We start from the raw sequence: 14083 nt of genomic DNA, 5'->3' as shown, positions 1-14083 counted from the left end.
GTTTTAACCTTTAATACATAAAACTTGTTTAAGTGTGTGAACGACTTCAATGAGGTCTGACTGATTCGCCATGACTTCATCAATGTCTTTATAGGCGCTTGGAATTTCATCGACAACGCCACTGTCTTTACGGCATTCAATACCTTGGGTTTGTTCAATAAGATCTTGCTGATTAAAAAGAACTTTTGCTTTACTTCTGCTCATCTTGCGACCAGCGCCATGAGAACAAGAACAAAATGATTCAGGATTTGCTTTGCCTTTAACGATATAAGATCGTGCTCCCATTGAACCTGGAATAATACCTAACTCATCTAAGCCTGCTCTAATTGCACCTTTTCGGGTAATCAATAGATTTTCGCCAAAATGTGTTTCACGGCTTACATAATTATGATGACAATTAATCGCTTCTTTTGTCATTTGAAAAGAAGGGAGAGGAGGGCGGATCGCTTCTAAAATTAATCGCATCATCTCTTTGCGGTTTTCAAAAGCATATTCTTGTGCCCACTCTACAGCTTCTACATAATCATCAAAACTTTTTGAGCCTTCAGCAAAATAACTTAAGTCTTTATCAGGAACATGGCCAAAGCGATGCTGAGCTTCTTTTTTGGCTAACTCAATAAAGTAAGTACCAATAACATTACCAAGCCCTCTGCTACCTGAATGTAGCATTACCCATACGTCTTGATTCTCATCAATACATAACTCTATAAAGTGATTACCACCACCCAAAGTCCCAAGTTGCTTTTGCCATGTTGCATCAAATTGTCGAAGCATTCGGACAAGACCAGGATGCTTTTTGATAATTGGTTCTAAGCATTTTTCAAGTGGAATAATGCTAGAAGCTTTCGCTTTGACTTGTTTATGCAAAGCAAAGCCAACAGGGACTTTACGTTCAATTGCATCACGCAAACGACTTAAGTTATCAGGTAATTGTGAAGCCTTTAAACTCAAGCGAATTGCATTCATCCCACATCCAATGTCAACTCCTACAGCAGCAGGAATAATGGCGTGTTTGGTTGGAATAACACTACCTACAGTAGCGCCTTTACCCACATGCACATCAGGCATAACTGCAATGTGAGAATAGATGAATTGCAGCTGAGCCATTTTTTTGAGTTGTTCTATACTTTCACTATCTATATCTTGAGTGAAAATTTTAACAGGGACACCATAGAGTGCCTCCTTGTTTAATATTTTTTGTATGCCCATAATTTTTCTCTTATTTTTCCGTCCGAATAGGCATAAAAAAACCTAGCGAATGCTAGGTTCTAAGTTTAAGCATTCGGACAAGTGGTGTGAATTTGTACACTTGTCCGTGAGCTGACATCGTGCCAAATTATTTAATCTGTTTTACCTTGTACTAATGGCATGATGTCCTCCTTATTTAAAAGTGCCGTTGAAAATCTGAACGGCATTTTACGCTTTTTAAATCAAAGATCAAGCTTTTGATCTTTGATTTACTTTAATGACCAGTTTTAATCTTGCTCAGGTTTGACGTTCATTTGATCGTAAGAGATCAATTTGGTTTTATTTTTCCACTTATAACCTAACCAAATGATCAAGAACAGTGGCAAGCTAATATAAGTTGAAAGTAAGCCTAACCAATCAATTTTTCCACCTAAAATGGCTTGGTAGTTCTGTCCTAAGATAATGATTGAACAGAGAATAAATGCAAACCAAGGTGCAAATGGGAAAAACTTGGCACGATATGCTAAATCTTCTAATTTATAGCCTTGAGCAATGTATCCTTTACGGAAACGATAGTGTGAAATCGCGATTCCTAACCAAACAATAAAACCACACATACCCGACATATTGAGTAGCCAGTTAAATACTTGTTTTTCACCAATAAATGTCGTTAAGAAACAGAATGCAGCAATAAACGTCGTTGCATATAGCGCGTTCATTGGAACGCCACGACCATCGAGTTTTGCAAACCACTTTGGTGCACGGCCTTCTTGAGCCATTTTAAACAACATACGAGTTGAGGAATACATGCCTGAATTACCTGCTGATAAAATAGCAGTAAGAATGACAGCATTCATTAAACTCGCAGCAAAAGCAAAACCTACTCTTTCATAAAGCAATGTAAATGGAGATAGTGCGATATCTTCAGTGGCAGCTGCTTGCAGTAAATTCGGGTCATCATAGGCAATCAGAGTGCCGATAATGAAAATACAGAGGATATAGAATAATAAGATTCGCCAGAAAATCTGTTTGATTGCAAGTGGAATTGTCTTCTTTGGATCTTTTGATTCGCCTGCAGCAACCCCAACCATTTCGGTTCCTTGGAAAGAGAATCCGGCAATCATTGCTACACCAATCATGGCTTGTAAACCGCCTACAAAAGGTGCCTCTTTATAGGTCCAGTTACCAAAGGTTGCAACACCTGGAGTTAGCATAATCTTGATGATCATGGCTAAGCCAATAATAATAAATGCAACAATCGCAATTACTTTAACCATCGAAAACCAGAATTCGCTTTCCCCAAATCCCTTTACTGTCATGGCATTGATCAGAAAGATAACGATAAGGAACAGGGCACTCCAATAGAACCCTGGAATATCAGGGAACCAGAACTTCATAATAAATTGAACCGCAACAAGTTCGAATGCAACCGTAATTGCCCAGTTATACCAATAGTTCCAGCCTAGAGCGAAACCAAAGCCTTCTTCGACATAACGACTGCCATAAGTAAAAAAGGCACCGGATGTTGGTGTGTGAGTTGCAAGCTCACCTAAGCTGGTCATTAAGAAGTAAATCATAATGCCAATGAGTGAATAGGCGAGTAGCGCTCCACCAGGGCCAGCGTTTGCAATGGTTGATCCAGAAGCAAGGAAGAGGCCTGTACCAATGGAACCACCAATGGCGATCATATTCAGATGACGAGCCCCAAGCTTACGCTGGAGTTTTTCAGGAGCATGTGTTTCGCTCATGGAGATTCCTTACATAGTTTGTTATGCACAGGCATATAACACCTTAAAGCCTTGATGATCAGTTTTAATCTGGCACTGACCAAAGTGCTTCTCAATTAAGATCGGATAGTTTAAAAAACGGTTTGCTACAATCCATAGCTCACCTGATGCCTTTAAATGTTTTTTAGCGTTCTGGCAGAGTCCTTCACTTGCATCATAGTTGGTATGAATACCCTGATGAAAAGGGGGATTACTGACAATGGCATCGAGTTCTGTTGGAGCGTCTGCAATTCCTGTAACAGGCTGCAATCTCAACTGGTCTGAACCTATTCCATTTCGACTAAAAGTCATTTCCGTTGACCGTAAAGCGAAAGCATCAATATCTAGGGCATGAATAATATTACTTGAATTTATTTTTGCCAAATAGCAACTGATAATTCCAGCACCACACCCGAAGTCGGCAATTCTACCTGATTTCACCTGATTAAGATAAGGGAGTAAAACAGCAGTTCCGACATCTAGATGATTTTGACTAAATACACCGGGAAGGGCACAAATCGTAAGCTCTTGTTCATTAACATGAACAGTGTAAGTTTTAAGCCAACTTTCGAGAGGTTTAAGCTGTTCTGTTTTTTCAATCTTTAAGTGCCATAGCTGACAGTGACGTGCACTATCAAGTTTAAGTACTTTGCCGAAGCTTTGTAATTGTTTGGCAGCGCGTTCAACACCACCTTTTTTTTCACCTACTAAAAAAACAGATTGAGCAGTTTTAAGATTGCTCATTACGACATGCAATATGTAATTTAACAGTTCTTTAGATTTGGGAACAAAAATGACAGCTTGATCGAATTCTTGTAATGGAAACTCAACTGAGAAATGCGCATTTGTTCCACTATTTATAAAGCTCTGGTAGTCAGCATGGTTCCATGTCCAGACTGACGCATCAATATCAGCTGGTAGTTGACTAACTAAGGCATCATTCGGTGCATTAATGAACAAGATTCTACCTTTTAAATAGTCTTGCTGTCTTAATATCACTTCACTTCTAGGATCCATGTACATCTCTCATGAAGAAGAATGCCCAGTGGAAACTGGGCAGTAATCAAAATTAAAAAAATAGTTATTTATGTGTTTCAGGAAGTACAACATTTAAAATTAATGCTGCTATACCACCCGTCGCTACGCCAGAGCTAAAAATATTTTTAAATAATTCTGGTAGGTGTTCCAAAATTTGAGGAACTTGAGCAACACCCAAACCTAATGCAAGTGAAATTGCGATAATCAAAAGTGCTCTGCGATCAAGGTGAATCGATGAAAGAATGTTAATGCCTGATGCAGCAACCGCACCGAACATGACCATCACAGCACCACCTAAAACTGCTTGAGGAACTGCTTGTATTACACCAGCTACTGCTGGAAATAAGCCCAATAAAATAAGTAAAGCAGCAATCCAGATACCCACATAACGACTTGCAACCCCAGTGAGTTGGATTACACCATTATTTTGAGCAAAAACAGAACTTGGGAAAGTATTAAATAATCCAGCTAATAAAGAGTTTGCACCATTTACTAAAACACCGCCTTTAATGCGTTTCATCCATTCTGGACCATTAACGGGTTGGTTTGAAAGTTTACTGGTTGCAGTCACGTCACCAATCGCTTCTAAAGATGTAACTAAATAGATAAAAGCCATTGGAATGAATAAGCCCCAAGAAAAGCTTAAACCAAAGTGCATTGGCGTTGGAATCTGTACAAGAGGCACATCTTTAATACCTGAGAAATCTAGGTAACCCATAAATCCTGCAAGAATGTAACCAATTACTAAAGCAATTAAGATTGCTGAACTTTTAATCCAAACCACCCGAATGCGGTTTAGCACAATAATAATAGCAAGTACGGTACATGACATAATAAGGTTGTCTGCACTTGCAAAAGTATGGTCTTGCATGGCTTGGTAGCCACCACCCATACTAATCAAGCCTTCCTTAATAAGCGTTAAGCCAATTAATAGAACAACAATACCAGTCACCAAGGGAGTAATTAATCTTTTTACCCATGGAAGAATTTGCGAAACACCCATTTCAATAAAGGAGCCAGCAATTACTACACCAAAAATTGCAGCCATAACTTGGTTTACAGGAGTTCCTGCGGCAACCATTGCACTACCAATACCAATAATTGGTCCAATAAAGTTAAAGCTTGTGCCTTGTACAATCAGAAGACCTGCACCAAACGGGCCGACTTTTTTACATTGAAGAAATGTAGCAATACCCGAAATCACCAAAGACATAGATAAAATCATGTTAGTTTCGGTGCGTGATACGCCTAAAGCTAAACAAATTAAAAGCCCTGGTGTAACAATTGGTACAATAATCGCAAGCAAATGCTGGAAAGCTGCTAAAAAAGCGATCAAAGGTTTTGGTCGATCATCTAAGCCATAAACAAGGTCAAGATGGTCTTGAGAGTGTTGATTGGACATGGGTGTAGGTACGCCGCAATTTCGCAAATTGGCGCTATTCTAATCGAGATACCTATCTTTACAAAACGAAATACAGGCTATTGGAAAATTTTTTTGTCAATGTCAATAAACTGTCACTACTCAAGAGTAGTGTTTTTCTGTATAATTTGCCCTCAAATTTCAGGCGTTTCGAATTTTCATGTCAGATATCAAAAATCTCCGTAATATCGCAATTATTGCGCACGTCGACCACGGGAAAACCACACTTGTCGATAAACTACTTCAGCAATCTGGTGCTCTCGGTGAACGAGCAGGCGAGATTGAGCGTGTCATGGACTCAAATGCGCTTGAAAGTGAACGTGGTATTACCATTCTTGCAAAGAACACTTCTATTACTTGGTTAGATAAACGTACTGATACAACTTACCGTATCAACATCGTGGATACCCCGGGACACGCCGACTTCGGTGGTGAAGTAGAACGTGTTATGTCGATGGTTGACTGCGTATTACTTTTAGTTGACTCTCAAGAAGGCCCAATGCCACAAACTCGCTTTGTGACACAAAAAGCCTTTGCTCGTGGTTTAAAACCAATTGTTATTATTAACAAAGTTGACAAACCAAGTGCACGTCCAGATTGGGTTATTGATCAAGTATTTGATTTATTTGATAACCTTGGTGCAACTGATGAGCAATTAGATTTCCCAATCGTTTATGCATCAGGTTTACGTGGTGTAGCGGGTCCTGCTCCAGAAGAACTTGCAGAAGACATGACTCCGTTGTTCGAAACGATTGTAGACATCGTTGAACCACCAGCAGTTGACGTTGATGGTCCATTCCAAATGCAGATTTCATCACTTGACTATAACAGCTTCGTAGGTGTTATCGGTGTTGGTCGTATTCAACGTGGTTCAGTAAAATTAAATACTCCTGTTACTGTAATTGACAAAGAAGGCAATACACGTAACGGTCGTATCTTAAAAATCATGGGTTACCATGGTTTAGAGCGTATTGATGTTGAGTCAGCATCTGCTGGTGATATCGTATGTATTACTGGTATCGACGCACTTAACATTTCTGACACGATTTGTGATCCGAAAAATGTTGAAGCATTACCAGCTTTATCTGTAGATGAACCTACAGTATCTATGACTTTCCAAGTAAACAACTCTCCGTTTGCTGGTAAAGAAGGTAAGTTCGTAACTTCACGTAATATCCGTGAACGTCTTGATCGCGAATTAATTCATAACGTAGCTTTACGTGTTGAAGACACTGACAGTCCAGACCGTTTCAAAGTATCTGGCCGTGGTGAACTTCATCTTTCAGTTTTAATTGAAAACATGCGTCGTGAAGGTTTCGAAATGGGCGTATCTCGTCCACAAGTAATCATCAAAGAAATTGATGGTGAAAGACAAGAGCCTTATGAAAACGTAACTTTTGACGTTGAAGAACAGCATCAAGGTGCTGTAATGGAACAAATGGGTCACCGTAAAGGCGAGATGACCAATATGGAAGTTGACGGTAAAGGCCGTATCCGTATTGAAGCAACTGTACCTTCACGTGGTTTGATCGGTTTCCGTTCTGAATTCTTGACCATGACTTCTGGTACAGGGATCATGACTTCAAGCTTCTCGCATTATGGTCCTGTTAAACAAGGTACTGTTGCGAAACGTCAAAACGGTGTATTGATCTCTATGGTTCAAGGTACTTGCTTGGGCTATGCATTGTTCAGTTTACAAGACCGTGGTCGTTTATTCGCTAAACCACAGTTAGAAGTTTACGAAGGTATGATCGTGGGTATTAACTCTCGTTCAGACGATATGGTTGTAAACCCGACTAAAGCGAAACAATTAACTAACGTTCGTGCATCTGGTACAGATGATGCTTTAACTTTAGTACCTGCAATTGAATATACGCTTGAACAAGCGCTTGAATTCATTGAAGACGACGAATTAGTTGAAGTAACACCTAAATCAATCCGTATCCGTAAGCGTTATTTAACTGAAAATGAACGTAAACGTAATCGTGATAAATAATTTTTCTTAATTGAAAAAGAAGAAACCGCTAAATTAATTTAGCGGTTTTTTTAATCGTTATATTTGAAATTAAAGTAAGCTTAAAATCATATTTTTCTTGTAAACGAATATGTTGTTAAAGTGTGAAATAGCTTTCTTTTTTTGATAAAAATATTAAATTATCAATATCATGGCGAGAACTATCTAATTCGATAAGATGCCAATGAAAAAGAAAAATATGACGTGTTTCTGCCCCCGACATCTGGAGATGTTTAGATGAGTATTATTCAAGAATTTAAAGAATTTGCCGTTAAAGGCAATATGATGGATTTAGCCATTGGTGTGATTATTGGTGGTGCTTTTGGCAAAATCGTGGACTCTTTAGTGAAAGATATTATCATGCCACTTATCACTGTAATTACTGGTGGTGGTGTTGATTTTTCACAAAAATTCATTGTATTAGGTGCAAACCCTAATAACTTGCAATCTTTAGATGCTTTGCAAAAAGCAGGTATTAATGTTTTAACTTATGGTAATTTCCTCACCATTTTAATTAACTTTATTATTCTGGCGTGGGTTGTGTTCTTAATGGTGAAATTATTAAATAAACTTCGCCGTAATAAAGAAGAGCCAGAGGCTCCAGCTGCAACTCCAGAAGACATTCAATTGTTGCGTGAAATTCGTGATGAGTTAAAAAAGCAAGCTTAATAAGATTTGAAATAAAAAACGGTGCCTTGAGTACCGTTTTTTATTACTTAGTATTTTATGTTGTACTAAAACTATTGGTAACATTGCCAGTAGAGAGAATTTCAACTCAGCATATTGTAAAAGGTATATAAATTAATGAATCAGCTTTTTGTGTATGGAACATTATGTCCAAATAAAGCAAATGCACATATTCTCGAACAGATTGGGGGAACGTGGACCAAAGCTTCGGTAAGAGGAATCATACATATTTTAGATTGGGGACCAGATCAAGGCTTAAAAGCAATTGTGTTAGATCCTCAGGCGGAGTGGGTAGAAGGCTATCTATTTAGCACAGAAAAACTTGCTGAAAACTGGCAGATGCTTGATGATTTTGAAGGCTTTCAATATGAACGAGTTATAGTAGATGTAATGCTTGAATCAGGGGAAACTGTTAAAGCTTGGACATATCAAATGAATGCTCATGCTAAAAATATTTAAATACAAAAGCTGACTTCACGAACTCAATTTTTCTCTTTTAGATCTAATTTAAAAAATAATATATAGAGGCTCTTGTTTGAGCCTTTTCAAATCACACATAGTCTTCGTTTTCTTTCTAATAATCATTAGTTCTTTTATCCAACCTTGCTTGGAATATAAGTGAGTGTGGAAAACTCACACTTAAAAAGGAATTTTAAATGAAGAAGTCTCCTTGGATTATTGGAACTACGTTTTATGCCATATCGCAAATTACTTTCGCTACTGAAATTGGAGGATATGTACGTACAGGTATAGGAGTTACAGAGAGCGGGGAATTACAAGAATGTTTTCAGCTCACTGGCGCACCTTCAAAATATCGTCTTGGAAATGAATGTGAACAATATGCGGAGCTATTTGCCAAACAGAATCTTCTAAAATTGAATGATAATTCTGAGATTAGTATCAATGGAATGCTTCAATTTTATAATCAGTATGGTCAAAGTTTAAGTTTTAGTGGTGACGATGGCTATACGCGGCTAAATCAAATCTATCTAGATTGGAAAAATATTTCTTATTTAAATGGAGCAAATCTTTGGTTAGGCAGAAGATTTTATAATCGAAATGATATTCATATGTCTGATTTATTTTATTGGAACCAAAGCGGAACAGGGTTCGGGATCGATAATTATAAAATTAATGACCTGTCATTAAGTTATGTTTTTTCTAGAAAAGATAATATATTTCAAAAGAAATATATTAATAGACATGACTTTACCCTAAAAGACATTCAACTAAACGATACAAATAAACTGAATACAGGCTTATCTATTATTGATGCAGATCATACAGGTTGGGCCTTAACATTGCAGAATATAACTTCCGATGTCTTAAATGGTAAGAATACAGTTGCTTTGCAATATGGCGAAGGGACAGGTATGGGGTTAAGTTATACTGGCAACCCTGAGTTGGACCGAGATAATTCTTCTTTAAGATTCATTGAAGTTTTAGATTGGGAATCTGAAAATAAAGTTTTCAATGGACAGGCTCAATTTATATATCAAAAAGATAAATTTAAGAATCAGAATGATAGTGAATGGTTTTCCATAGGCTCCAGAATGGCTTATGTTGTACAAGACCATTTTAAAATATCGACTGAAATTGGCTATGACCGGATAGATAACAATGATCAAAATCGAAGCCTAACAAAATTGACTATTGCACCAACTTGGTCACTAAAAGAGACAGGATATTACGACAGACCTGAACTTCGGTTGTATTACACCTATGCTTTTTGGAACAAGGATGAACAAAATTTGAGAGATCGTTTATATCCTGATAGTGATTTTTATAACACAGGACATGGGTCAAATTTTGGCATGCAACTAGAATATTGGTGGTAAATTTAAAAAATAAAAGAGGTCGGTAATGGCCTCTTTTATTGAGTAACTGGGCTATTGTTTATGAATTTAAATTAACTTGTGAGGGGGCTTATCTTAAGCTACCCATTCTGAATTTAACTTCTAAAAGATGATAGCCAAACTGACTTTTGATCGGACCTTGTAACACACGTTCAGCAGCTGTAAAAACAACTTTGTCGATGACGGGTACCAATTGCCCTTTTTTGATTTCACCAAGTTCACCACCACGTTTTGCCGAATTACAGGTAGAGTATTGCTTGGCAAGTTTGGCAAAGTCAGCGCCACTTTGAAGCTTCTTTTTTAGCTGCTCAGCTAAGTCTTTATCTTTAACTAAAATATGTCGGACAATTGCTGTTTGCATGTTGTCTTCCTCCAAAAAATTAAGGCTTTCTCAGCTTTTTAAGCGGTTGGCACTGTGGGCAAAATACGCTGGCACGCTGACCAAGTTTTAAGTTTTCTAATGTGGTTTCACAGTTAACACACATTTCTCCAGCACGACCATACGCGAGCAATGTTTGCTGAAAATAACCATTTTCTCCCATGGCATTGCTGTAGTCTCGTAATGTCGAGCCACCTAAATCAATTGCCGACTTTAAAATGCGCTTAATCTCGACAACAAGTTTCTCAATTTGTTGCATGCTTAAGTCACCAGCAGGCTGTGCTGGGTGAATACCAACATTAAACAAACTTTCAGTTGCATAAATATTGCCTACACCGACGACTACATGATTATCCATGAGTGCAATTTTTATGCCGACAGATTTATTTTTGAGTTTTGAAGCTAAATATTCTGCATGAAAGTCAGTACTTAAAGGTTCAGGTCCTAAAGTATCTATGAGTTTGCCTTGAGTCTCGGGATTAAGCCAAAGAATACAACCAAAACGGCGAGGGTCATGGTAACGTAATTGCTGATCTTCAAATTGAATAATCAGATGGTCATGCTTTCTCAGTTCGTCATTTGGCTCGGTTAGACGAAAGCTTCCTGACATGCCTAAATGCCAAAGCATTTGATCTTGTTCAAACTCTGCCAAAATATATTTTGAACGTCGATTTAACCCAATGAGACGTTGCCCAACAAGTTTCTGAACATCATCTGGTATAGGCCAGCGTAAGCTAGGATTGCGTACTTCAACACTTAGAACTTTTTGATTCAATAATGGAAATAAACTGGTTTTGGTGGTTTCGACTTCGGGTAACTCAGGCATGCCAACTCGCAGAATTAACAGATATACTGGATTAATCAAGTATAACGTGTGGTATGTAATATTTCAGAGATTACTATGTCAGATATTTTACCATTAAGCTGGTTTCAACGAGAAACCTCAGAAGTAGCTTATGATTTAATCGGCTGCGTATTGTGTAAGCAACAACCTGATGGCCAAGTGATCCGCTGTACAATTAGTGAAACTGAAGCTTATTTGGGCGTTCGTGATAAAGCTTGCCATAGTTACAATAACAAACGCACCGCTCGAACAGAGGTAATGTATTGCCCTGGTGGCACAATTTACGTCTATTTAATTTATGGCATGTATGAAATGCTCAATCTTATTACTCAGACAGAAGGTGTGCCTGAAGGGGTAATGATTCGTTCTGCATTTTTAAATGGTGCTTCAACCAAAAAAGAATATAAGCTTTTAGCTGGGCCCGGCAAATTGACACGCTATTTAGGGATTGATCGATCTTTAAAGGGACAAATCTTGGGAGAGGAGTCTGGACTGTGGGTTGAAGCAGCATCAACGCAACCAGAAGTTGTTTTAACACCACGGATTGGAATTGATTATGCCGAAGAAGCAAAACATTGGCCTGAACGATATTGCTGGAAAGATCATCCATCTTTGAGTCGATAATTTTAATCTGGAAATCAGTTTTTAGATATCGAGGAAGAGTGTTCCAGATTTACAACAATGCAGATCGAATTCAATATCCAGACAAGACACCGCTTTTTGTTATCATAACTACAATATAAATAAAGGAAATAAGCATGTCCTTATTACGCTTAGACCGACTTCATTACTGTATTTTGATGAGTATGGGCTGTATTTCTAGCCCACTTGTTTGGGCAGAAGATTTAACACAAGACGTAACTGTATTGCCAACATTACATGTGGAAGCAACTCGTACAGATACAACCTATTTACAGACACCAGCTTCGGTTTTCCGGATAGATGCACCTCAAGTCGATACTTCTTCACAAGTAAATTTAACCGAAGTTGTAAAGGGTATACCGAGTTTACAGCTTCGCAATCGTGAAAATTATGCACAAGATTTACAGTTATCTATGCGTGGTTTTGGTGCACGTTCTACTTTTGGTGTTCGAGGCATTCGCCTATATGTGGACGGTATTCCTGCAACAATGCCGGATGGACAAGGCCAAACGTCTAATATCGATTTAAGTAGTCTGGACCATGTCGAAGTTCTAACAGGACCTTTTTCTTCACTTTATGGAAACTCATCGGGTGGGACAATTTTAACTTCTACTAAAGAAGGGCAAGGCAAAGATTCAATTGAGCTGAGCTATTCGGGAGGCAGTCACGATAAAAGCCGAGCAGGGCTCGTGCTACAAGGTGGAGCAAAGGGTGCGAATGAACCAAGCTATGTTATTAGTTCATCGTATTTCGATACTGATGGTTACCGAGAACATAGCGGTGCAGAAAAAGTACTAAATAATGCAAAGCTCAGTTGGGATCTTGATGATGGTAGCAAAATCAACTGGATAACCAACTATGTCAAAATTCATGCAGACGACCCGCAGGGTTTAACGCATGACCAGTGGAATGCTAATCCAAAGCAACAAGTTCCATTTTTAAAGCAATTTAATGTCCGTAAAGATATTGAACAAACTCAAACGGGGGTGACATGGTCTAAACCGATTAATGATAAAAATGAACTCTATGCCATGGTATATTTAGGTAATCGCCAAGTTACTCAATATCAATCTATACCTAAATCAACACAAGATGCCAGCATCAATCATGCAGGCGGGGTGATTGATTTTGAACGTGATTATTATGGCGCTGACTTCCGTTGGACGGGCAAAGAGTTACTTCCTAATACCACGCTAAGTGTCGGTGTTGCACTCGATGCAATGGATGAAGATCGTAAAGGTTTTGAAAACTTTAATTTAGTAAACGGACAGCCTTCTTATGGTGTCAAAGGTAATTTGCGCCGTGATGAAGATAATACTTTGTGGAATATCGATCCCTATTTACAAGCGTCATGGCAGTTCTTACCAGCGTGGCGTTTAGATACAGGCGTACGCTATAGCAATGTCCATTACAAATCTAAAGATAACTATTTAAGTAATGGCGACGATAGTGGTAAGACTGATTACAGTAAAGTTTTGCCTTCGGCTGCTTTAAGCTGGCAAATTTTACCTGAACTCATGGCCTATGTGAGTTATGCCAAAGGATTTGAAACGCCAACTTTTACTGAAATGGCATATCGTCCAGATGGAGAAAGTGGTTTTAATTTTGATTTAACAGCATCTACAAGCGATACCTATGAAACAGGCTTAAAGTCACAAAATCAATTCGGTGATTTCACTTTGGCGGTTTTCCAAACTAAAACCAAAGATGACATCGTTTCAGCAGGAAACTCAAATGGCCGATCAAGCTTTCGTAATGCAGATAAAACCTTACGTGAGGGCGTAGAGTTTGCATGGAATAAAAAGTTGTGGCGAGATTTAACAGCGACTGCTAGCTATACATATTTAGATGCAACTTTTGATGCTGATATTCCAGCTTTAGGAAGTATTGCTCAAATCCCATCAGGCAATGCTATTCCTGGAATTGCTAAAAACCAAGCTTATGCTTCTTTAGCTTGGCAGCCATCACACGGTCTATATGGCGGTGTAGATGTACAGTATATGGATAAAGTATACGTGAATGATACCAACAGTGACGCAGCACCAAGCTACAGTGTAACCTCAGCTAATGTGGGTTATGCCTGGGTAATGGGTGACTGGAAAGTGAATAGCTTTGCCCGTGTAGATAACCTATTTGATAAAAACTATGCAGGTTCAGTGATCGTAAATGATGGTAATGGACGTTACTTTGAACCAGCGGATGGACGTAACTGGAGTGCAGGTTTACGTGTAATTAAGCAATTCTAGGAA

12 protein-coding genes are annotated in these 14083 nt (G+C 38.4%); 6 read left to right on the top strand and 6 right to left on the bottom strand.

Annotation, left to right across the window (positions count from 1 at the left end; translation table 11 throughout):
* Window positions 1-3: 3 nt before the first annotated feature.
* The 4 genes from WBW42_RS04065 to WBW42_RS04050 all read right to left on the bottom strand — a co-directional run bounded on the left by WBW42_RS04065 (window position 4) and on the right by WBW42_RS04050 (window position 5394).
* Window positions 4-1209 (bottom strand): RtcB family protein, encoded by a 1206-nt coding sequence (locus tag WBW42_RS04065; protein WP_005064298.1) that lies wholly within the window; start codon window positions 1207-1209, stop codon window positions 4-6.
* Between the two features lie 266 nt (window positions 1210-1475).
* Window positions 1476-2936, bottom strand: coding sequence for an amino acid permease (locus WBW42_RS04060; RefSeq protein WP_014207587.1), 1461 nt, complete (start codon window positions 2934-2936; stop codon window positions 1476-1478).
* A 21-nt stretch (window positions 2937-2957) separates the two neighbouring features.
* A complete protein-coding gene (locus WBW42_RS04055; protein WP_002116028.1) occupies window positions 2958-3971 on the bottom strand; it encodes a methyltransferase in 1014 nt (337 codons plus the stop codon).
* Between the two features lie 64 nt (window positions 3972-4035).
* Complete coding sequence (locus WBW42_RS04050) at window positions 4036-5394, bottom strand: uracil-xanthine permease family protein (protein ID WP_032056691.1); 1359 nt, start codon at window positions 5392-5394, stop codon at window positions 4036-4038.
* A 178-nt stretch (window positions 5395-5572) separates the two neighbouring features.
* Here WBW42_RS04050 and typA point away from each other — a divergent pair, with 178 nt between their 5' ends.
* The 4 genes from typA to WBW42_RS04030 all read left to right on the top strand — a co-directional run bounded on the left by typA (window position 5573) and on the right by WBW42_RS04030 (window position 9951).
* On the top strand, window positions 5573-7408 hold the full coding sequence (typA, locus tag WBW42_RS04045; protein ID WP_002116501.1) for a translational GTPase TypA: 1836 nt from the start codon (window positions 5573-5575) through the stop codon (window positions 7406-7408).
* 255 nt (window positions 7409-7663) lie between these two features.
* Entirely contained in the window at window positions 7664-8095 is a 432-nt protein-coding gene (mscL, locus tag WBW42_RS04040) for a large conductance mechanosensitive channel protein MscL (RefSeq protein ID WP_002116334.1), read from the top strand.
* Between the two features lie 135 nt (window positions 8096-8230).
* Entirely contained in the window at window positions 8231-8572 is a 342-nt protein-coding gene (locus WBW42_RS04035) for a gamma-glutamylcyclotransferase family protein (RefSeq protein ID WP_032036936.1), read from the top strand.
* A gap of 197 nt (window positions 8573-8769) precedes the next feature.
* Window positions 8770-9951 carry a maltoporin gene (locus WBW42_RS04030; RefSeq protein ID WP_032056690.1) on the top strand — a complete coding sequence of 394 codons (1182 nt, stop codon included), beginning with the start codon at window positions 8770-8772 and terminating at the stop codon, window positions 9949-9951.
* 88 nt (window positions 9952-10039) lie between these two features.
* On the opposite strand, the gene WBW42_RS04025 is transcribed toward WBW42_RS04030, so the two are convergent.
* Complete coding sequence (locus WBW42_RS04025; protein WP_032056689.1) at window positions 10040-10330, bottom strand: peptidylprolyl isomerase; 291 nt, start codon at window positions 10328-10330, stop codon at window positions 10040-10042.
* A 19-nt stretch (window positions 10331-10349) separates the two neighbouring features.
* Complete coding sequence (gene mutM, locus WBW42_RS04020; protein WP_032056688.1) at window positions 10350-11174, bottom strand: bifunctional DNA-formamidopyrimidine glycosylase/DNA-(apurinic or apyrimidinic site) lyase; 825 nt, start codon at window positions 11172-11174, stop codon at window positions 10350-10352.
* Between the two features lie 75 nt (window positions 11175-11249).
* On the opposite strand from mutM, the gene WBW42_RS04015 reads away from it, so the two are divergent.
* Together WBW42_RS04015 and WBW42_RS04010 are read left to right on the top strand one after the other, a co-directional pair.
* Window positions 11250-11816, top strand: coding sequence for a DNA-3-methyladenine glycosylase (locus WBW42_RS04015; protein ID WP_032056687.1), 567 nt, complete (start codon window positions 11250-11252; stop codon window positions 11814-11816).
* Between the two features lie 134 nt (window positions 11817-11950).
* A complete protein-coding gene (locus WBW42_RS04010; RefSeq protein ID WP_032056686.1) occupies window positions 11951-14080 on the top strand; it encodes a TonB-dependent receptor family protein in 2130 nt (709 codons plus the stop codon).
* Window positions 14081-14083: the final 3 nt, after the last annotated feature.

This window comes from Acinetobacter sp. LT1 (assembly GCF_059800965.1).
The sequence above is the reverse complement of the archived record's forward strand: the minus strand, read 5'-3'. Positions and strand labels throughout refer to the sequence as shown.

What these genes read in the sequence shown, in the direction of transcription:
- WBW42_RS04065 (WP_005064298.1), bottom strand. Translation starts at nt 1,209, where the DNA reads ATGGGCATACAAAAAATATTAAACAAGGAGGCACTCTATGGTGTCCCT.
- WBW42_RS04060 (WP_014207587.1), bottom strand. Translation starts at nt 2,936, where the DNA reads ATGAGCGAAACACATGCTCCTGAAAAACTCCAGCGTAAGCTTGGGGCT.
- WBW42_RS04055 (WP_002116028.1), bottom strand. Translation starts at nt 3,971, where the DNA reads ATGGATCCTAGAAGTGAAGTGATATTAAGACAGCAAGACTATTTAAAA.
- WBW42_RS04050 (WP_032056691.1), bottom strand. Translation starts at nt 5,394, where the DNA reads ATGTCCAATCAACACTCTCAAGACCATCTTGACCTTGTTTATGGCTTA.
- typA (WP_002116501.1), top strand. Translation starts at nt 5,573, where the DNA reads ATGTCAGATATCAAAAATCTCCGTAATATCGCAATTATTGCGCACGTC.
- mscL (WP_002116334.1), top strand. Translation starts at nt 7,664, where the DNA reads ATGAGTATTATTCAAGAATTTAAAGAATTTGCCGTTAAAGGCAATATG.
- WBW42_RS04035 (WP_032036936.1), top strand. Translation starts at nt 8,231, where the DNA reads ATGAATCAGCTTTTTGTGTATGGAACATTATGTCCAAATAAAGCAAAT.
- WBW42_RS04030 (WP_032056690.1), top strand. Translation starts at nt 8,770, where the DNA reads ATGAAGAAGTCTCCTTGGATTATTGGAACTACGTTTTATGCCATATCG.
- WBW42_RS04025 (WP_032056689.1), bottom strand. Translation starts at nt 10,330, where the DNA reads ATGCAAACAGCAATTGTCCGACATATTTTAGTTAAAGATAAAGACTTA.
- mutM (WP_032056688.1), bottom strand. Translation starts at nt 11,174, where the DNA reads ATGCCTGAGTTACCCGAAGTCGAAACCACCAAAACCAGTTTATTTCCA.
- WBW42_RS04015 (WP_032056687.1), top strand. Translation starts at nt 11,250, where the DNA reads ATGTCAGATATTTTACCATTAAGCTGGTTTCAACGAGAAACCTCAGAA.
- WBW42_RS04010 (WP_032056686.1), top strand. Translation starts at nt 11,951, where the DNA reads ATGTCCTTATTACGCTTAGACCGACTTCATTACTGTATTTTGATGAGT.